This window comes from Arenibacter algicola (assembly GCF_000733925.1).
Taxonomy (GTDB): Bacteria; Bacteroidota; Bacteroidia; order Flavobacteriales; family Flavobacteriaceae; genus Arenibacter; species Arenibacter algicola.
The window spans coordinates 1637781-1658195 of the sequence record NZ_JPOO01000001.1 but is presented as its reverse complement, the minus strand read 5'-3'; the positions used below and the strand labels follow the sequence as shown (position 1 = coordinate 1658195).

Sequence of the window (20415 nt, the reverse complement as noted above, 5' to 3'; positions counted from 1 at the left end):
GACAGCATTAAATTTTTAAAAATCACGATAATGAAAAAAAATAGATATATACTGATTGCTTTTTTAACTATAAGCTCATTGATATCCTGTAGCGACGATTTTATAGAAGTGGCCAATAAGGAAACCTTGACCGATTCCAGTTTTTGGCAAACCGAAAGCCACGCCTTACAGGCGCTTACCGCAACTTATGGTGCCTTACACGGTGCCGATGGAAGCAAATGGACCTTTTTTGAAGAAATCTATGTTGCAATGGCATACCGCGGTGATGATATAATAAACAATACAGCAGAAACTTACGGGAGAACTCTTGCTAGTTTTAGCAATACCACAGAAGAAAGTGGGCCATATAACATTTGGAAAGCGGCCTATACAGGCATTGGCCGTGCCAATCAAATTCTGGAAAAAGTACCAGAAATGGAGGCCCTGTCACAGGAAACTAAGGATGTGATCGTAGCCGAGGCAAAATTCTTGAGAGCTTATTATTATTTTTGGTTGGCCACAGGGTTTGAAAACGTACCTCTTTTGACAAATTTTGAGGTGGATTTGGATAATTTATTTCCAAACCAAGCTTCTAAAACCGAGGTTTGGACACAAATAGAAAAGGACCTCGCAGAGGCAGAACCAAAATTGTTGTTAGATCACCCTACAGAATGGAAAGGTAGAGCTACCCAAGGTGCGGCCAAAGCACTGTTGGGCAAGGCATATCTATTTCAAGAGAAATGGGGCGATGCGGAATCAAAATTGGCAGAAGTTGTGGGCATGGATTATGATCTACTTGATAACTACGCAGATAACTTCAATGGGAATTCAGAAAATGGGCCAGAGAGTATTTTTGAAGTACAGTTTTCAGGTGATCGTTCCAATGGTAATGATGAACGCCAAGTTTTCAATTTTGAAATTGCCCCTGCTGCATTTGGTGGTTGGGAACTTTTATTTCCATCGCAGTGGCTTGTAGATGAAATGAAAACCGATCTCGATGCCAACGGTGACCCTAGTCAGCGGGTTTATGAAAGTATTTTCTTTGATGACCCCAATTCTGAAATGTACAGTATGGAAGCTGGAGAAAACATTCCCTACAGTGATGTGGCCTTGGATTTAAACCATCCAAAATATTTTAAAAAATACTCTTTCAATGCCGATGAAGACTTTTACAATGGCACTAATATTACTATCATCCGTTTTGCAGATGTGCTTTTAATGTATGCAGAGGCCTTAAATGAAAACAATAAGACTCCCGAAGCTATAATCGAGATAAATAAGGTAAGGGCCAGGAGTAATGCGGTTCCTTTGGGCAGCATGAGTAAAGAGGCATTAAGAGATCAGATCAGGCACCATGAACGTCCTGTAGAATTGGCCATGGAGTTTGGTATACGTTGGTTCGACCTATATAGATGGCAGCGTGGGAGTACTGCTACCGAATCCATCAAAACCACTTTGCTAAACCATGGCAAACCCAATGCGGACAATTTTACCGATAAGCATATTGTATACCCAATACCTTTGCAAGAATTGAATATCAATTCAAACCTTAATCAAAATGCAGGCTGGTAACAAAACACAATAATGAGTTGATTTTGAGTTAGTTTTTTTTGACGTGAACGCCTAAAGGTTTAATTATCTTTAGGTGTTTACATTTTATCCCTGTAGTAAAAACCTATTGAAGATGGAACCATATTTTAAAAATTTTAAATTCTATATTGTATTGTCAATGATTTTTGCGTTGCAATCCTGTAAATACGGGATAGAAAACAAAACCGAGGTAATTGAAATTGATGAAAAGACCTTGTTCTCCTCAATCCCGGCAATGGAGACAGGTATACAATTCATAAATCATATTCCTGAGAGCGCTGCTATGAACAGCATGGTCTATGAGTATTATTATAACGGTGGAGGTGTGGCAATCGGTGATATTGACAATGATGGGCTACCCGATATCTATTTTACCGCCAACCTTGAGGAGAATAAATTATATAGGAACAAAGGTAGTTTTGAGTTTGAGGACATTTCCAAAAAAGCAAAAGTAGAAGGAACATTTGGGTGGACCACAGGTGTTACTATGGCAGACGTAAATGCCGATGGCTGGTTGGATATCTACGTGTGCAAGTCGGGTAAGGGCAAGGAAGAAAACAGGGAAAATCTCTTATTCATAAATAATAAAAACGGCTCCTTTACCGAGGAAGCGAAGAAATACGGACTCAACTTTTCTGGTTATAGTACCCAAGCCTCCTTTTTCGATTTTGACAAGGACGGGGACTTGGATATGTTTTTGTTGAACCACAATGTAACTCCGATCACCACCAATAATCCTGAAAACTTCAAGCTAGAAAAGAACTACTTGTCCGGTGACCGATTATTCCGAAATGACCAAGGTAAATTTATTGATATTTCCAGTAAAGCCGGTATTTTAGGGAATTCACTGGGCTTCGGACTAGGGGTTTCCATAGGGGACCTAAATCAAGATGGATGGCCAGATATATATGTTGCCAATGATTATATAGAGCAGGATTACTTATACTACAATAATGGAAATGGAACATTTTCCGAAGGCCTAAAACGATCAATGGGACATACCTCCCATTTCTCAATGGGGACAGATATAGCCGATTTTAACAATGATGGCCTTTTGGACATTATTTCACTTGATATGGTGGCAGAGGATAATTACGGGATAAAAACCAGTATGAGCGGAATGAACCCAAAGGCTTTTCAACATGCCGTTAATAATGGGTTCCATTATCAGTATATGTACAATGCCTTACAAATGAACAATGGCAACGGAACTTTCGGAGACTTGGCCCAATTAGCCGGAATTTCGAATACAGATTGGAGTTGGGGTCCCCTTTTTGCCGATTTCGACAATGATGGGCTAAAGGACCTATTCATTTCCAACGGACTCAAAAGGGATTTCCGAAATAATGACTTTAGAAAATACAAAATTAAGCGCTTAGAGGAGGCCAAAAAAAATGGTGAGAATATGGCCCAAGTGATAGAGGAACTGGTAAATAAAACACCGCAGAGGAAAACCCACAACTATTTTTTCAAAAATAATGGCGACTTAACTTTTGAAAAAGCAATGACTCATTGGGGTGTGGACATACCAACTTTTTCCAACGGGTCGGCATATGCTGATCTAGACCTAGATGGGGATTTGGATTTGGTTATCAGCAACATCGATGAAGAAGCTACGGTTCTAAGAAACAATTCTATAGCAAACTATCTACAATTTCAGTTTGAAGGAAATGACCAAAATCCATTTGGAGTGGGCACTAAAATCCTATTAGAAACTGATGAAGGTCTTCAAATTGCAGAAAACTACCCCACAAGAGGCTATCAATCCGCGGTAGAGCCGGTACTGCATTTCGGATTGGGCCAATCTAAGACCATAAAAAATGCCATCGTTACGTGGCCAGATGGGAAAAGTGAAACAATAACGAATCCGAACATAAATCAAAAAATAAGGGTAGGATATAAGAATGCGGAAAGCGTTGATCAAAACCCTAAAAGCAGTATATCGCCCATTTTTAAAGATATCACAGAAGTTGTTAAAGTTAAGCATGCACATATTGAAAATGAATACGATGACTTTTCCGGTGAAATTCTCCTTCCCCACAAAATGTCCCAATTTGGTCCTGCCCTTGCCGTTGGGGATGCAAATAATGATGGCCTGGAGGATTTTTTCATAGGTGGCGCTAAGGGTTACGCTGGCGGTATTTATCTACAAAAGGAGAATGGAACTTTTGCATCTATGAATCCCAGTGCTTGGATCATGGAAAAGGAATACGAAGATGTGGATGCCCACTTTTTTGATGCCGACAGTGATGGAGACCTAGACCTATATGTAGTAAGCGGCGGAAATGAAAGGGAAGCCAATAGCAATATGTATCAAGACCGACTTTATCTTAATAATGGTGGACAATTCAAAAAATCGACGGATAGACTTCCCAAAATGAGTATTAGTGGCAGTACTGTAAAACCTTTCGATTTTGATGAAGACGGTGATTTGGATCTATTCGTCGGCAGCCGCATGTTTCCACAAAAATATCCCTACGCCCAGACCAGTAAATTATTGGAAAATGTTAATGGTATTTTTAAGGATGTTACTCTAGAAAAGGCACCTGCCCTTGAGGATGCAGGAATGATCACCGATGCCATATGGACGGATTATGACGGAGACAATAAAACAGATTTGATTTTAGTTGGGGAATGGACTGGCATTAAATTCTACAATTATAAAAATGGACAATTTGAGCTAAATCCAGACATTTTACCTCAAAGCAAGGGATGGTGGAATTGCATTGAAGCATCGGATATGGATGGTGATGGGGATATCGATTTCGTGGTAGGAAACTTGGGATTGAATTCCAAGTACAAAGCCTCCAAAAATGCCCCTTTTGAAGTGTACTCCACAGATTTTGACGATAATGGCACGAATGATATTGTTTTGGGATATTATGATCAAGGAGATTTATTTCCCTCACGAGGCCGTGAATGTTCCTCCCAGCAAATGCCTTTTATAAAAGAAAAATTTCCAACGTACGATAGTTTTGGTTCGGCCAAACTTCATCAGGTATATGACAAAGAAAAATTAAAAGAAGCCCTGCATCTGAAAGTCATTTCATTTGCATCTGTCTACTTGGAAAATTTAGGGAATGGTCAGTTCAATAACCATAACTTGCCCAATGAGGTACAGATATCGGCCATAAATAATATCCACATTCAAGATTTTGATGGCGATGGAATAAATGATATCCTGGTTGCAGGGAACTTGTACCAGACAGAGGTAGAAACCCCTAGAAACGATGCCAGTATAGGTATGATCCTAAAGGGATCGGGCACATCGATGTTCACGCCCGTGCCATTTTCTAAAAGTGGACTTTTCTTAAACGGTGACGTCAAGAAAATTAAGGCTATTAGAATTGGGAATGCACAAAATTCTTCTTACTTGGTTGCCAAGAACGATGATTCCCTAAAATTGATCGGCATTCGCTAAAACATTTCCAGAAAATAGTTTAGGGAAGGGTTTGTATTGTTTTTTTTCCATGCAGCGAAAAGTTCTGTCTTATAAGGAACCTGGTCCAGTTCCAAATATCTTATCCTATAATTATGCTCATCACGTAGCGAATTGGGAACAATGGATATTCCCATGCCATTTTCCACTAACTTAAATATTGTAGGACCGTGAATTGATTTGTGTGAAATTCGTGGGCTAAATCCATAATCGGTGCATAAATTCTGAATCTGCTGAAAATACATTGGACTATTTTCATTGGGAAAAAGGATAAAGGACTCCTCAGACAATTGCCCCATATTTTGAAAATTATCCTTGGTAATAGCATGATCCTCGGGCAAAACCAAGGTAAAATTTTCCTGGTAAACAGATTTGATCATCAGCTCCGATGATACCCTATTGGAACGCATGAAACCAATATCCAATTGTTCCTGTTCCAGTGCCTTTATCTGTTCGGTATTTGTAAGTTCCTCCAAATAAAAATTAATCTTGGGATGTGTGTTTCCAAACCTCTTGATAATGGTAGGTAAATACATCTGCATGGCAGAACCTACAAATCCAATTTTCAATTGTCCCATTACTCCTTCCTGGGACAACTGCCAACGTTCCATAGAATCGTCCAACTGTTTCAGTACTAGCTGTACCTCCCTTACCAAAAGTTGTCCAGGCCTACTAAGGGCCACCTTTCTATTGGTTCTATCAAATAACGAAACTCCCAAAATTCCTTCCAACTGTTTTATTTGCTGACTAAGGGCCGACTGCGAAATATAAAGGATTTCGGCAGCTTTTCTATAATGCAAGATTTCGGCCAACACCAAAAAATAGCGTAGCGACCGAAGTTCTATTTGATTAGTAATACTTATCATTTGAGAAGTAATAAGAATTGTTAAAGATCAAAAGTACGATTAAATTTGTTCTCCTAAAAAATAATAATACTATGGAAACCAAAAGCAATAAAGACTTGGATACAATTTTGAATGCCCTGTTTATTCCATATATGGAACGAGTTCCAGATGTCCAGAAAATAAGTAAGGCCATGATTTCCCATGGCATTATTAAAGATGAAAGTGAGATAGTAAACGATCATATCGCTTTTCGGACCCTTGGTATTCCCCATTTGGGAATAGCTTCTTTCGAAAAAATATTCTTGCATTACGGATACCAAAAAAGGGACTATTATTATTTTGAAGGAAAGAAATTGGATGCCTACTGGTATGCTCCACCTGCAGACAATTATCCACGAATTTTTATGAGTGAACTTAGGGTTTCCGAACTTTCAGAGGAAGCTCAGAAAATAATTAAAAAGTATACCCAGCATATTGCTAAAGACCCAGTGGATGATATTGACCTGAACGACCCCAAAGAAGTTGGCAAGTTTTTTTATAAGCCATTATGGGAAATGCCCAGTTTGGCAGATTATAACACCCTTGCAGATGAAAGTGAATATGCCGCCTGGGTAATCTATAATAGGTATTATCTGAATCATTATACCATAAGCGTCCATGATCTTCCAGAAGCTTATAACTCCATAGAAAAATTCAACGCTTTTTTGGAGTCCTTTGATATAAAATTGAATACCTCTGGGGGCAAGATAAAAACAAGTAAAGACGGACTATTAAAACAGAGCAGCACTATCGCCAAAATGGTGGATGCAGAATTTATGAACGGTGAGAAAGCCGAAATACCAGGAAGCTATGTGGAATTTGCGGAACGCCTTCCTTTACCGGCATATCATGATGGTAAGACAATAAACTTTTCTAGAATACAAAGGCGGGATGGATTTGAATCGGCCAACGCCGACAAAATATTTGAAAGTACTTATAGAGAACAGACTAACAATGTGTAAATATGAATGAAGTGATAAAAGATCTTGGGTTAAAAACACCTTTTTACAGTGGAAGCAGTGGACAGAAAAATTGGTTGGGAAATGGTGTCAAAACCAATATAAAGTCTCCAGTAGATGGCCAACTTATTGGGGAAGTAACCTTTGCTGATAACAAAGATTATGAACGACTTATGGCCGAAGCTCAAATTGCTTTTCCCATTTGGAAGGCCATGCCGGCGCCGCATAGAGGCGAAATAGTAAGGCAATTTGGGGATGCCCTGAGACAGGAAAAGGAAAACTTGGGAAAGTTGGTAAGCTATGAGATGGGCAAGAGTCTTCAAGAAGGCTATGGAGAAGTTCAAGAAATGATCGATATATGCGATTTTGCAGTTGGGCTATCCCGCCAATTATACGGGCTACAAATGCATTCGGAAAGGCCTGGGCATAGAATGTTCGAACAATGGCACCCTTTGGGGGTAGTTGGCATAATCTCGGCATTTAATTTTCCGGTTGCAGTTTGGGCATGGAACGCTGCCATTGCTTGGGTTTGCGGAAATGTATGTATCTGGAAGCCTTCGGAAAAAACACCTTTCTCGTCTATGGCCTGCCAAGAAATATTTAAAAAGGTCCTTTTAGCAAATAATCTTCCCGAAGGTATTTCCAACCTCATCATTGGAGATAGTACCATTGGAAAATCTATGGCTGCCGATCAGAACATAGCACTAGTTTCAGCTACCGGCTCTACTAAAATGGGTAAAAGTGTAGCCGAAACTGTGGGAAGGCGTTTGGGAAAATCAATTTTGGAACTAGGTGGCAACAATGCTATTATCGTAGCGGAGGATGCCGATCTAAACCATGCTGTTCCCGCCATCGTCTTTGGAGCCGTTGGAACAGCTGGCCAACGTTGTACCTCTACAAGACGTTTGATCGTCCATGAAAGTCAATACGAATCCCTTTTGGAGAAACTAAAACAAGCCTATGGACAGCTGCGTATAGGTGACCCCTTGGATCAAAAAAATCATGTAGGGCCACTAATTGATACCATGGCAGTGGAAGCATATAAAAATACTGTAAGAACAGCCCAGGAACACGGGGGCGAACTTGCTCATGGAGGTCAAGTACTGGAAGGTGAAAAGTATACTTCTGGATGTTATGTAATGCCCACTATTATCAAAGCCAAAGCAGATATGGCCATAATGAAACAGGAAACTTTTGCTCCAATATTATATGTTACCTCCTATAAAGATCTGAATGAAGCAATTGACATCCAAAACAATGTACCCCAAGGACTGTCCTCTTCAATTTTTACCCTGAATATGAGAAAAGCAGAGACCTTTCTGTCACACTCAGGTTCCGATTGTGGGATTGCCAATGTTAACATTGGTACCTCCGGTGCGGAAATTGGTGGAGCATTTGGCGGTGAAAAAGAAACAGGTGGTGGCCGTGAAAGTGGTTCCGATTCCTGGAAAGCCTATATGAGAAGACAGACCTGTACGGTAAACTATAGTACAGATTTACCATTGGCACAGGGGATAAAATTTGATTTATAGTAGGCGGTATTTAAAGTTACCTTTTTTATAATGGATAATGCCAGGTAATATAACCTAGTTCGTAGCAATATGGTGGTTCAATCCGTAGTTATCCAAATTTGATATACTAAGAACTGGGCTTTCAATCTCTTGGAGGCCCATTTTTTCATTGGATCTCATAAACTACTTTAACAAGCTTCAAATTCTAAGGAAATTCACATTGAAACTGGGACGGGACAAAAATAATTTTATTGCAATAACATTCGAATAGGAGACACTATCCCTTCTTATACTTGGCTACCCTTCCTTCCTATTCGATAAAAACCTCACCTCCCACAACACCCCTGGACAGATTCATTGGGTTTATCTTAGCACCTGAAAATTGGCATATTCAATTACCTCAATTTATATGGTAATCGTAGCTATAAATATTACTTGACCATAATTATTGACCCCCTGCTTTTTGACTTGTAAACTATTTTTAGAATGAAAAATGAAAAATGAAAACTAAACCACTCTGCACTGAAAGTGCAGAGGTTTTCTTTACAAGGGACTGAAAGTCCCTGGGACTATTCCAATATAAAATTGGAATTATCCGAACCGTCCCGTCTATGATGCTCCAAATAGTCATTGACCATCTTATCGGTTACATTGCCCGTACTCCAGACCCCATAACCGCTCGCCCAAAAATGCTGACCCCAATAGCGTTCCTTTAAATGAGGAAACTCCTGTTGGAGCTTTCTCGATGTCCTGGCTTTCATTTGTTTGACCATCGAACTTACATTCATCCTTGGGGCGTATTCAACGTGCATATGGACATGATCGGAGCTCACCACTCCTTTCATTATCTCAACCCCTTCAGCTTCACATATTTGTATCAGAAGATCACGACAACGTTTCTGAACATCACCACTTAAAACCTTATATCTATACTTGGTAACCCAAACCAGATGACAAGTCAACCGGCTAACGGTATGCGATCCCTTTCTCAATGTATGACCCATACCCCTAAATTATGTATTTTTTCGCAGTACTAAAGTGCTGCAATAAATTGCAGGGTTTTACTCCCTAGCCTGAGACCAATAAAGAAAAAAGGAACAATAGTTTCCCATTGTTCCTTTTACAACTAAACTAACTCAACAAATTTTATTTTTTGGACAAATAGGTCTCGGAAGAAAATGTAAAAACATCGGAATCCGTACGCGCAGTATCAAAAATTGCCTGCATCTCCGATACCACCTCTGGGTGCAATTGGGCAACATTATTTTCCTCTCCCAAATCCTCTTTTAAATTATAAAGCTCCATTGGGGCATCGGCATTTTTCAATACATCGTATTTAACAGCCTTCCAATCCCCTTTTCTTATAGCCTGTCGCCCCCCTTTTTCATGAAATTCCCAATAAAGATAATCGTGTTGTTTCTGATTCCCGTTCTGCATAAGGGCAGGAAGAAAGGAAATACCGTCAAGATTGTTGGGAACGGATACCCCGGCAATTTCGGATATGGTGGGAAAGACATCCCAAAACGCTGATATATGGTCTGTTTGGCTGTTGGCCTTTATCTTTCCGGGCCAGCGCACAATCATAGGAACCCTAATGCCACCCTCGTAAAGATCACGTTTAAACCCCTTTAAAGGACCATTGCTATCAAAGTATTCCGGGTCGGCCCCACCTTCTTGATGCGGACCATTATCGGATGTAAATACTATTATGGTATTATTGCCCAGGCCCAATTCCTCCACCTTATCCATAATTTCCCCCACCTGATTGTCCAATAAGCTGACCATAGCTGCAAATGCAGCATGGGATTCCTTCTGGGACCTATAAGGCCCTAGATTAAATTCAGGGCCATCATCGGTTCCCTTATACACTTTTTCAGGAGGATATTTTCCTCTGTGTTTTTCCATATAATCTTCGGGCGCAACTAGTTCCGCATGGGGAATAATGGACGGCACGTATAGAAAAAATGGTTTCCCTTTGTTGTCTTCCATAAACTGTAAGGTTTGGGTATGTATAAGTTTTGGCGCATAGCTTCCATCACCTTTATTCAAATTTTCTTTAAGTACTATCGAGTCCCTATTGGACCAAAGATGGTATGGATAATAATTGTGCCCCATACGTTGGCAATTATATCCAAAAAAAGTATCAAAACCTTGATTTATTGGATCTCCTTCCGACCCTGGGAAGCCCAAGCCCCATTTTCCAAAGGCACCTGTAACGTACCCGGCTTTTTTTAAGGTCTCCGCCAGGGTATAAGTATTGTCGGGTATGGGATACTGGCCCTCCGGTTGAATTTCCTTATTTCCCCTTACAACGGTATGTCCTGTATGCATCCCTGTCATTAAGGCCGAGCGTGAAGGGGCGCATACCGTACTTCCGGAATAGTGCTGGGTAAACCTGATTCCCTGTGAGGCCAATCTGTCTATATTGGGGGTAGAAAACTTTTTTTGTCCGTATACGCTAAGGTCGCCATAGCCAAGGTCATCTGCCAAAATATAGATTATATTGGGCTTGCCAACTTCGGTAATTTTCGGCTCCTCATTTTTGGCTTCTTCCCTACAGGATGTAAATAGTATACCAACACCTATAAGGATATAGTAAAAGGGTATTAGTTTTGTAGTGATCATCATTTATCTTTTATGAATTAATTTAGTTTTTTTTAGGAATCATAGTCTGGATTTGGAACTTTGGGTATGGGTGCCCCTGTTTCATTCAACCAAACTTTTAATAGGTTTAATAACTCCTTGGCTTTTGAGGGATTGGAAGTGTTCAAATTATTTCTTTCCCCAAGGTCGTCCCTAAGGTTGTAAAGTTCAATTTCATTATCTTCATAGTAGTAATGCAGTTTCCAATCGCCTTGCATCACTACGGAACCCGGTCGGGTTCTAAACATAGGATCGCGGCCATCATCCATTTTAGGGTCGTACGCTTCCAAATAGATAGGAAAATGCCAGAACAAGGGTCGCTCGCCCATGGTCCCACCCTTCAATAAAGGCATCAAATTTTGGCCGTCGGATCTATAATTGGGCATATCTACATTCAAAAGTTCCATGAAAGTTGGAAAAAAATCCAAATTACTGATTGGCTCCCCTATTATTTTGCCTGCCATATTTGTTCCAGGCCATTTAATAGTACATGGCACCCTTATTCCACCCTCATAATAGGAACCTTTACCTGCCCTTAAGGGCTCTTGGGTGGATATGCTCCTAATTCCTCCATTATCCGAGGTAAATATTAAAATAGTATTTTGTTCCAAACCCAGTTCGGCTATACTCTTTAATATCTTTCCCACATTTTGGTCCACGGTTTCCACCATGGCCGCATAGACAGATGAAATTTTCTTTGGATTAGATTTGCCCGCGTATTTTGTTACAAGCTCTTGTTTGGCCTGCAAAGGGGTATGGACTGCATAAAATGGCAGGTATACAAAAAAAGGTCGGTCCTTATTATCCCTGATAAATTGAAGACTTTCTTGTGTTAATCGGTCCGTAAGGTTCTCCCTTTCCGGCCCGGATTCTAGATTTGACAAATCATTATAAGGACTAAAATAGCCATCACGACCTGGATTTCCCCTGATACCTCCGCCTACATTAACATCAAAACCTTGTTCTGTAGGATCTTTGCCCAAATGCCATTTGCCAAAAACCCCGGTAGTATATCCGGCTTTTTTAAAGACCTCAGCCATGGTAATATCTTTCAACAACAGGGAATCTGTATTTTCAATGGGAACCAACTTTCGGGATTTTTTGTTCCCTCTCGCCGATGGACTTACGGTATAGACCCCATGTCTGGGAGTATTTAGGCCTGTCATTAAACATGCCCTGCTCGGTGCACAATTGGCAGCTGCGGAATAGCTTCTTGGAAAAACCATACTTTCCGAAGCCAGCAGGTCTATATTGGGGGTTTCAAAAAATTCCCCTCCCATAAAACCGGTATCTTTCCATCCCAAATCGTCTACATTAATAAAAATTACATTGGGCTTTGCCAATGGAATTTCTTGTACCTTGTCCTTATTTACCCCTAAACAAGAAATAAGTAGGGTACAGAGTATAAAAACAAGTATCCTTGGAACCATACACTTTTGCATTAACTAATGATATGAAGTTTTTGAATATAAATATAAAAGGCTGCTTAGGAAAACCCAATCAGCCTTTTATAAAAATGCTTATCTATACCCGTTGTTGGTTGGGTCCGATTCCAAAAGAGCCGGATTCAAAGTAAATTCTTCCGGAGGTATAGGAAGCAATATATGATGGGGCTGTATATTGGCAGCTGGGTTATAGACTCTATACTCCGTGGTTTTTACCACATCCAAAAGTATCCCCCATCTAATTAAATCCATTCGTCTGTGTCCTTCTCCGCCCAACTCCCATCGCCTTTCGTCATAAATAGCCTGTCGGAAAGTTTCCTGGGTAAGACTGGCCAATGGCTGGTCTGGCTCATAGGCCCTTTCCCGAACTTTATTAATGTATTGGTAGGCACTAGCAGGGCCATTAAGTTCATTTTCTGCTTCCGCAGCCATAAGGTACACGTCTGCCAATCTAAATATGATCTTATTGTCCCCATGGTTTCCCCTAGGTGAATTTACCTGGTCCAGATTCCACATTTTGGGCATGTATGGGAAATTAAGCTCAAATCCAAGATATTCTGTAACTATATTCTGTGATCTTCTTAGATCGTCCAACGGAAAATCATTGACATAACCCGGTAAAGGTATGGATAGGCCATAGCCGGTGAAACCTTCACTTCTATCCCCCAAAGCAGCACTCAGCGCATTCTGTTGTGTGGGGTCTTTAGGTTCGTCCCTGATCCTTGGGGTAAAATGATCCACCCAATCGTTACTTCTTACGTCCCGGACAAAATCGATTTCCCAAATGTTCTCAGCATTGTACTCGTTGTTGGGGTCGAATACGGCTGCGTAATCATCCAATAAATCATGTGGGGAATTATTAATTATCTCAACTGCCTTATCCCGTGCTTGTTCCCATTTTTCTTGCGTAAGAAGAATTTTTACCATAACTGTGGCAGCGGCCCATTTGGTGGCTTTTCCCTGGTCCGTTTCAGATAATGAATTGGGCATTAGGTCCTGTGCCTTTTGAAGATCCACAAGTATTTCGTTTCTGATCATGGTTTTATCCGCTCTGGGCAATACCTGAATTTCACTTATGGGTAGATTGTCCCTATAATAAGGTACGTCCCCCCAGAGGTTGGTTAGATGGTAATAGGCATAAGAACGTAAGTACAAAGTTTGTCCCTCAAAAAGGTTCCTCTCCTCCTGCGTTAAAGTTTGATTCAATTCCAATTGTTCTAGAATGGTGTTTGCATTAAGAATAATGGAATATAGGTTTTGCCAAGTTAAAGGTGCACCTGCTCCTTGGTCTATTGCACCAATATTACTTTCACTTAAGGTATAGGCCTGCGTTGGTTCTACCTGACCAAAGATTCTATTGGGGCCAATTATATCGGCCCCGTTCTCATAATAACGGTCTAATCCAATTTTTCCATGTAGGGAATTGTCTTTGTATATATTATACAACCCCACTATCGCCAAATCAAATTCCGTAGGAGTGTTAAAAAAATTGGACGGTGAGGCCAAATCCCTAGGTTCTTCCTCCAGAAATTTATCACAGCCAAAAAGTAAGGTAATGACCGTGACTATTAGTAAAATATTAATATGTTGTTTCATTTTCTTAATCTTATATATTGTTACTAAATGATGCATAGCTTGTTATTTTTAGAAATTTACCTTAACCCCTGCGGAAATTGTTCTGGAAGTGGGATATTGCCCTCTTGAGAATCCTATGGAAAGATTTTCCTGATCCCTATCAAACTGACTGGTTTCCGGATCTTTTAATCTAAAATCGGAAAGAATGAAAAGATTGGTTCCGGTTACATATACATTGATTGCCTTAAACCCCTTTAAGCCCAAATTATCCACAGGTATATTATAGCCCAATCTCAAACTTTTAAGACGAATATGGGAACCATCTTCGATCATGGCGGAGTTGTTGTATATTTCAGATAATGCGGCTACAGCCCCCGCTCTTGGAATATCTGAAGTTGGGTTCTCAGGTGTCCATCTATTGAGTGTTTCAGCATATTTTGTGGTTTCCGAACGGCCAAAAAATGCTGTTTGGGTAAGACTATTGAAGACTTCATTGCCATAGGTACCCTGAAAGAAAAAATCTAAATCAAAGTTGTTATATGAAAATGTATTGCCAAGACCGTAATAGAAATCAGGCTGAGGACTACCCAAAACCACAAAGTCATCTTCATTTACCTCTCCATCTCCATTCGTATCATCAAAATGGGGACCACCTACATCTTGACTACCACCTAGACCAGCAGCATCAATCTCTTCTTGCGATTTCCATGTTCCCAAATAACGAACCCCTGTAAATACAGGAGCACTTTCGCCAACTATAAGACGCGCCCCGGTTCCTCCCTGTTGCGCAGGCGTAGCAAGATTAATGAAATCAACACCTCCCAAGTCTACAACCTTGTTATTATTACTAGATAACGATAGAGATGAAGTCCACTTAAAATTGTCGTTTGAAACGTTAACACTATTGACCATAAACTCTACTCCTTTATTTTCCACCTTGCCAATGTTTTGCAATTTGCTTACAAAGCCGGTTTGCCTAGGTAATCGGGCATCGAGCAAAAGATCTTCGGTATTTTTTTTGTAATAATCAATCTCCACTGATAGTCGATTATTAAAGAAACCCATTTCCAGACCTATATCCAACTGCTTGGTAGTCTCCCATTTTAATTCGGGATTTTCGGGTCTTCCCAAAACAACTCCTGGTTGTTCTATCCCATTAAATGTGGTATTGGCACCATTTAAAATAGCCAAAGTCCTATAGGAAGGTATTGCCTGACTTCCAGATCTACCATAACTGGTACGAAACTTAAGCTCGCTGAAAATATTAAGATCCTGAATAAATTCCTCTTCCGCTAATTTCCATGCGAAGGCTCCAGAAGGAAAAAATGCATACTTGTTACCTGGGGCGAAACGAGAGGAACCATCTACCCTCCCCACTATCGTGAAAAGGTATTTATTGTCCAGGGAATAATTTATTCTTCCCAACCATGAGGCCAGTTGAAAAGAATCATAACCAGAAACTACTTCGTTTCGTGTGGGATTGGACCCAAATCCAAGATTATTATATCCCGTAACATCGTTTGATATTTGAAATGCCCTCGCCACGCTTTCCTCCAGCTCTGTTTTTTGGAGGGTAAACCCCGCCAAAACAGTTAGGTAGTCGTCCTGACCAATGGTCTTATTATAAGTTAAGGTATTCTCATTGATATACCCTGTTCTCACAGAATTACGCACTTCGGCATTCCCTCCATTTTGAACGATTAAATTGTTGGGCAAGGCTCCGGGATTAAAAATATTTCTTTTAAAGTTGTTCAATTCGGGGCTAAAAGTCGTTTTGAAAACCCAGTTTGAGAAGGGTCTGAATTCCATATAAAGGTTCCCCAATATATTGGTTTCCAAATTATGGTCCTGTTTTAATCGTATATCCGCCTCATAATTCGATGCTATTCCATCAGTGATCGGGTCCAATGCCGTATAATTACCCTCTTCGTCATAAATTGCTCTTGTAGGAGTGGTGAAAAGAAAGAGGTTATCCAAACTGAATTTATTATTTTCCTTTTTCAATTTGGCAATATTTACCCTCATTCCTACTTTAAACTTTTCAGAAAGTTTAATATCCAAATTGGTCCTGAAAACATATTTACTGATTCCTGTGGCCCTAACAAGACCTTCTTGATCAAAATAATTCCCGGACACATAATAATTGATATTTCTATTTTCAGAAATCCCCGATACGGATACATCAATATTTTGCACAGGGGCCGTATGTGTTACCTGATCTATCCAATCTACATTGGGAACAGTGGCAAGATCGGGAAACGGTAAGGCGGCATTTCTAAATTCTGCATCCTCATTGGCATAGGCCGCATGTTGGGGACCATCAAGGAAATCTACTTGGGTTACCATAGACTGAAGTCCAGTATATGCATTAACCGATACGTTGGGTATACCCGGAGTAGCGCCGGCACCGCTTTTTGTTGTTACCAATATAACCCCATTGGCGCCACGTGTACCATATATGGAAACGGCAACGGCATCTTTTAGAATATCTATGGAATGAATATCATTTGTATTCAGATTGCTCAAATTGTAGTCGGTCCCCACGATAACACCATCTATGACCCATAACGGTTCATTGTTGCCTTGAATAGAATTTCCGCCACGTATCCTTATAGTTGTTGCCGCTCCTGGCTCTCCGCTAATTTGTGAAACCTGAACACCGGAAGCTCTTCCCTGCAAAGATTGGTCTATCCTGGCTACCGGAAGGTTTTCCAAATCCGCCCCACCAACTTTACTCACGGAACCAGTCAAATCCTTTCTGCGAACTTCACCGTAACCTATTAATACTACCTCGTCCAATCCTGCAGCACTTTCCATTAAAACTACACTAAGACTTGTCTGTCCGTTTACCTGGACTTCCTTGGAGGCAAACCCGATATAGGATACAACCAGGACGGCATTTTCACTAGCAACTTCTATAGTGAAATTTCCATCAAAATCGGCTGTAACACCATTGGTTGTTCCTTTTTCAACGATGTTTGCACCAGGTAAAGGGGCACCATTGTCATCTACAATTTGTCCAGAAACCGTGGATTGAAGTTTATAGAAACCAGGCAAGAGCTTTGAATTGTCAGTACTCCCTGAAACACCACGTTCTTTTAGAAATATTTGTTTATCCACAACATTGTGTGTGGTTCTTGTATTTCCAAATATCCTTTTCAGAATACTGGTTACGAGCTCTTTGTTAGCTTTTACACTTACAACTCGATTTAGATCAACTTCCTTTATCTGGTATACAAAATGAAAATCGGTTTGGCTTTCAATTTCATCAATAAGCCTTTCGATCGTTACATTGTTGAGGTCTAGGGTAATCTTCGTACGCTGTGCATAGGATGAATTGGCCTGCATGGTAAACAAGACCAAAAACATGAATAACATACTGATTTTCATCTTTAAACTGAGTTTAAGCAATGGGTACGACCTTCTCTTTTGGTCAAGAATTTTTTTCATACTTTTATAATGTTTGATTGTGGTTAAACTTAAATGTTGATCACTTCTACCGATCGGAAAATGGTGACGCATTTTCCGATTTTTTTTATGACCTTTTACCAGGTCGGCACAAAGTTGATTTTTGGTTTTTTTTAGTTCTTCATTGGCTCTATATATTTAAGTTTTAGTAGTTTAGTTTACAATTATTTCCTTCTCATTAATTACAGAATAATCAATATTGTATTCCCCTTTAAAGTAATCCAATATTCTTTCAATCGGCATGTCGCCAAAACTAGCATTGAATTCGGCCGAAGCTATTTTCGAATTTTTGTTAATAATCTTTACATCATAATGTCGCTCCAGTTTTTTAAGAATATTTTCGAACGTCATATTTCTAAATACCATTACCCCCTGAACCCATGAAGTATATATACTGGTAACAACCGGTTCCGTGGTAATATTCCCCTGTGCATTATCATAACTCCCCTTATGGCCCGGAGTAAGCAAAGTTCCTTCATTGTCATCCGCCGATTCTGTTCTTGAATACATTCCCACAGAACCCTCAACCAACACCACCTCCTTTAGTTCATCTTCCGGATAGGCCGAAACATTAAACTTTGTACCAAAAACCTTTATATCCAAATCATCGGTATTTACAATAAATGGACGATCGGTGTCTTTTGTTATTTCCAAAAATGCCTCTCCCGTCAAGAAAACGGTGCGTTCTTTTCCCTCAATAAATTCAACAGGATACTTTAGGGATGAGCCTGAATTTAAATAGGCCACGGAACCATCTGATAACTTAAGTTCAAAGTGCTTGCCATAGGGCACATGAAGTGTATTATATATAGGTTCTTCAGAAATGGTCTTGTTTGAATTGGTATATACAATTTGGCTACCTACTTGGGAGCCAACTACATTGCCTTCTGAGTCTATTACTTCTGAAGTGCCATCTTCGGAAATAACTTGGATATTTCCATCTTCTCGTTCTAAAGTAATAAAGTTCTCTTTAGGGTCTAATTCATTTGACGGGACTTCATTGGCAAGTTTTTCATTGACAAAGTACCCTATAGTCATAGACAATATTATAATGGCTGCATACCTAAAAACACTTCTGAATTTAAACTTATCACGATTGCCTTTATCCTTCTTAATTCTATCTAGCAAAAGGCGTTTCGATTTATCTGTATCATAGGTTTTCATTTTGCGGTCAATTCTATAATTTAATTTTACATAATCGTTAAAAAGTTGATCGTTTGAAGGCTTTTTCAGTTCAATTTCTAACAGATCCAACTCCGTACCTGAAATTGACGATGTAATATATTTTGCTATTAATTTATGTACCTTTTTTGGTTTCATTCGTTATGCAATTCACATTTATACGAAGCTGTATTAAGAAACCCTTACTTTTTTCACATTTTTTTTTGACATTTACCATAATTTTAAACCAATAAAAACCAAATCGTAAAATGAAGTGGGATTTTGAAAACCAAACAACTCTAATTGAAGACTTGAAAAAAGGCAATGAAAATGCCTATGTATATTTGGTGGAATATTATCACAATCGACTATGTGTTTATGCCAACAGTCTGATTAGGGACGATCTTATGGCAGAGGATATTGTGCAAAATGTCTTTGTACAGGTCTGGGAAAAAAGGCATAAACTTAAACATGATTTTTCCTTGGAAAATTACCTTTATAAATCCGTTCACAATAAATTCATTGACCAGTATAGAAAAGGCAAGGCCGTAATGGCACTCGAAAGAAAGTATATAGAAGCCTTGGAGTTGGCGGTTGAAGAAAAGGATGAAATGCAAGAGCAAAAAATATTGGGCATACTTTTCGATGCCATCCATGAATTGCCTCCTAAATGCAAACAGATTTTTCTTTTGAGCAAAAAGGAAGGCCTGACCAATATGGAAATATCTGAATACCTGAACGTATCCAAAAAGACGGTGGAAGGTCAAATCACCAAGGCATTTGGAATTCTCAGGGAAAAATTAGGTCGGAAATATGAGGTGATTATGTTAATCGTGTTTGGGAGCGAAACTAAAAAAATGGTGTAGGAGATTACTAATCAATATAAGATGTTTTGAACGACAACTTTTTAAGCTAGGTAAAAGGCTGCCATTTCTCTTTAACTTTTTATATACCCCTACTTTTACTACTAAAATCTTAAAATAGGCTAAAACTATTTGGAATTTAAACATGAGCTTATTTTTTTGTGCATCTACACTACAACATTTAGAAGTTTTATGTAGTTATTAGCTCAGATAAAAGCCAATAATCTTCTGTCAAGCCAGTAAGGTATTTAGCGTAATAAAATTTTTGTTTTAAATGAAAACTTTACCTGAAATCGAGGCAAGGGGTGGGGAATTAAACCCATATAATTATAATGTTTTGTGCCATACTGTTAATATCCATGGTCCTTCACCGGCCTTACAGAGTGGCATCAATTTCTTCTTAAGCGGATAAATACAGGTTTTTAATATTTCTATATCGGATAAGGATTCCTTCGGAAGATCAAAAACTATCGTTCAGTATATTTTTCATGTCCAGCAATACATTAAGCATTCCTGAGACTGGACTTGGACCGAATATTGTCCAACGGCATGATTGCTCAGAAAACAAGCTACGAATACATCAATCAGGAGGTGGCAATTAATACTATAAAAGACACAAAGTACTCAAATATTGACTTAAATACCTAAGAAAAAAGTTTTGTTATCACCTGTAAGACATATTAAATGCTCCGGTCCTTTCGGGACATAATCGTTCAATGCCAAAATAAAGGCATTCAGGGCAAAGTTCAGAGGCGTTAGAAACACAGAATTCTTCCTGTTTAGATTGACTCAGTTGTTTGCATAAATATCAAATACCCAGAAATCGTACTTGATCCCATAATAGGCATCTAAGAAAATTTCAACCGGAAATTAGTCCATTTAAGGAGCCTGAGCTAGG

At 39.4% G+C, this 20415-nt stretch carries 13 protein-coding genes and 1 pseudogene; 7 read left to right on the top strand and 7 right to left on the bottom strand.

The genetic code is table 11. The features are described from left to right. The first annotated feature begins 30 nt into the window (after nt 1–30). Nucleotides 31–1551 carry a RagB/SusD family nutrient uptake outer membrane protein gene (locus tag U735_RS0107205; protein WP_180994050.1) on the top strand — a complete coding sequence of 507 codons (1521 nt, stop codon included), beginning with the start codon at nt 31–33 and terminating at the stop codon, nt 1549–1551. Nucleotides 1552–1663: 112 nt separating this feature from the next. Beyond that, nucleotides 1664–4990: a VCBS repeat-containing protein gene (locus U735_RS0107200; RefSeq protein WP_083260684.1), complete on the top strand. Its 3327-nt coding sequence runs from the start codon at nt 1664–1666 to the stop codon at nt 4988–4990. On the opposite strand, the gene U735_RS0107195 is transcribed toward U735_RS0107200, so the two are convergent. Further along, nucleotides 4987–5874, bottom strand: a complete 888-nt coding sequence (locus U735_RS0107195; RefSeq protein WP_031443175.1) for a LysR family transcriptional regulator — start codon at nt 5872–5874, stop codon at nt 4987–4989. The two genes, U735_RS0107200 and U735_RS0107195, sit on opposite strands and share 4 nt — an antisense overlap. Nucleotides 5875–5945: 71 nt before the next feature. Between U735_RS0107195 and U735_RS0107190 the strand changes: the two genes are divergently transcribed. Both U735_RS0107190 and amaB read left to right on the top strand, forming a co-directional pair. Further along, a complete protein-coding gene (locus tag U735_RS0107190; RefSeq protein ID WP_031443174.1) occupies nt 5946–6854 on the top strand; it encodes a DUF1338 domain-containing protein in 909 nt (302 codons plus the stop codon). Nucleotides 6855–6856: 2 nt separating this feature from the next. Next, on the top strand, nt 6857–8383 hold the full coding sequence (gene amaB / locus U735_RS0107185) for an L-piperidine-6-carboxylate dehydrogenase (protein ID WP_031443173.1): 1527 nt from the start codon (nt 6857–6859) through the stop codon (nt 8381–8383). Nucleotides 8384–8931: 548 nt separating this feature from the next. Here amaB and tnpA read toward each other — a convergent pair. The 6 genes from tnpA to U735_RS0107155 all read right to left on the bottom strand — a co-directional run bounded on the left by tnpA (nt 8932) and on the right by U735_RS0107155 (nt 18813). Next, nucleotides 8932–9366, bottom strand: a complete 435-nt coding sequence (tnpA, locus tag U735_RS0107180; RefSeq protein WP_031443172.1) for an IS200/IS605 family transposase — start codon at nt 9364–9366, stop codon at nt 8932–8934. Between the two features lie 142 nt (nt 9367–9508). After that, nucleotides 9509–10990, bottom strand: a complete 1482-nt coding sequence (locus tag U735_RS0107175; RefSeq protein ID WP_031443171.1) for an arylsulfatase — start codon at nt 10988–10990, stop codon at nt 9509–9511. A 29-nt stretch (nt 10991–11019) separates the two neighbouring features. Beyond that, the gene (locus U735_RS0107170) at nt 11020–12435 is read right to left on the bottom strand and encodes a sulfatase (RefSeq protein WP_031443170.1); all 1416 of its coding nucleotides are present in this window, start codon (nt 12433–12435) and stop codon (nt 11020–11022) included. A gap of 90 nt (nt 12436–12525) precedes the next feature. Then, nucleotides 12526–14046 (bottom strand): RagB/SusD family nutrient uptake outer membrane protein, encoded by a 1521-nt coding sequence (locus U735_RS0107165; protein ID WP_031443169.1) that lies wholly within the window; start codon nt 14044–14046, stop codon nt 12526–12528. A 48-nt stretch (nt 14047–14094) separates the two neighbouring features. Beyond that, entirely contained in the window at nt 14095–17475 is a 3381-nt protein-coding gene (locus tag U735_RS0107160) for a SusC/RagA family TonB-linked outer membrane protein (protein ID WP_232233193.1), read from the bottom strand. A gap of 171 nt (nt 17476–17646) precedes the next feature. Then, a complete protein-coding gene (locus U735_RS0107155; protein ID WP_031443167.1) occupies nt 17647–18813 on the bottom strand; it encodes a FecR family protein in 1167 nt (388 codons plus the stop codon). A gap of 110 nt (nt 18814–18923) precedes the next feature. Between U735_RS0107155 and U735_RS0107150 the strand changes: the two genes are divergently transcribed. The 3 genes and pseudogenes from U735_RS0107150 to U735_RS26190 all read left to right on the top strand — a co-directional run. Then, the gene (locus tag U735_RS0107150) at nt 18924–19520 is read left to right on the top strand and encodes an RNA polymerase sigma factor (protein ID WP_031443166.1); all 597 of its coding nucleotides are present in this window, start codon (nt 18924–18926) and stop codon (nt 19518–19520) included. A 271-nt stretch (nt 19521–19791) separates the two neighbouring features. Continuing rightward, nucleotides 19792–19929: a hypothetical protein gene (locus tag U735_RS25535; RefSeq protein ID WP_157365011.1), complete on the top strand. Its 138-nt coding sequence runs from the start codon at nt 19792–19794 to the stop codon at nt 19927–19929. Between the two features lie 297 nt (nt 19930–20226). Continuing rightward, nucleotides 20227–20322: pseudogene (locus tag U735_RS26190) on the top strand (transposase); the annotation flags it as partial. Nucleotides 20323–20415: the final 93 nt, after the last annotated feature.

Excerpts from the sequence above, each read along its gene's own strand:
- U735_RS0107205 (WP_180994050.1), top strand. The coding sequence starts at position 31 with ATGAAAAAAAATAGATATATACTGATTGCTTTTTTAACTATAAGCTCA.
- U735_RS0107200 (WP_083260684.1), top strand. The coding sequence starts at position 1,664 with ATGGAACCATATTTTAAAAATTTTAAATTCTATATTGTATTGTCAATG.
- U735_RS0107195 (WP_031443175.1), bottom strand. The coding sequence starts at position 5,874 with ATGATAAGTATTACTAATCAAATAGAACTTCGGTCGCTACGCTATTTT.
- U735_RS0107190 (WP_031443174.1), top strand. The coding sequence starts at position 5,946 with ATGGAAACCAAAAGCAATAAAGACTTGGATACAATTTTGAATGCCCTG.
- amaB (WP_031443173.1), top strand. The coding sequence starts at position 6,857 with ATGAATGAAGTGATAAAAGATCTTGGGTTAAAAACACCTTTTTACAGT.
- tnpA (WP_031443172.1), bottom strand. The coding sequence starts at position 9,366 with ATGGGTCATACATTGAGAAAGGGATCGCATACCGTTAGCCGGTTGACT.
- U735_RS0107175 (WP_031443171.1), bottom strand. The coding sequence starts at position 10,990 with ATGATGATCACTACAAAACTAATACCCTTTTACTATATCCTTATAGGT.
- U735_RS0107170 (WP_031443170.1), bottom strand. The coding sequence starts at position 12,435 with ATGGTTCCAAGGATACTTGTTTTTATACTCTGTACCCTACTTATTTCT.
- U735_RS0107165 (WP_031443169.1), bottom strand. The coding sequence starts at position 14,046 with ATGAAACAACATATTAATATTTTACTAATAGTCACGGTCATTACCTTA.
- U735_RS0107160 (WP_232233193.1), bottom strand. The coding sequence starts at position 17,475 with ATGAAAAAAATTCTTGACCAAAAGAGAAGGTCGTACCCATTGCTTAAA.
- U735_RS0107155 (WP_031443167.1), bottom strand. The coding sequence starts at position 18,813 with ATGAAACCAAAAAAGGTACATAAATTAATAGCAAAATATATTACATCG.
- U735_RS0107150 (WP_031443166.1), top strand. The coding sequence starts at position 18,924 with ATGAAGTGGGATTTTGAAAACCAAACAACTCTAATTGAAGACTTGAAA.
- U735_RS25535 (WP_157365011.1), top strand. The coding sequence starts at position 19,792 with ATGAAAACTTTACCTGAAATCGAGGCAAGGGGTGGGGAATTAAACCCA.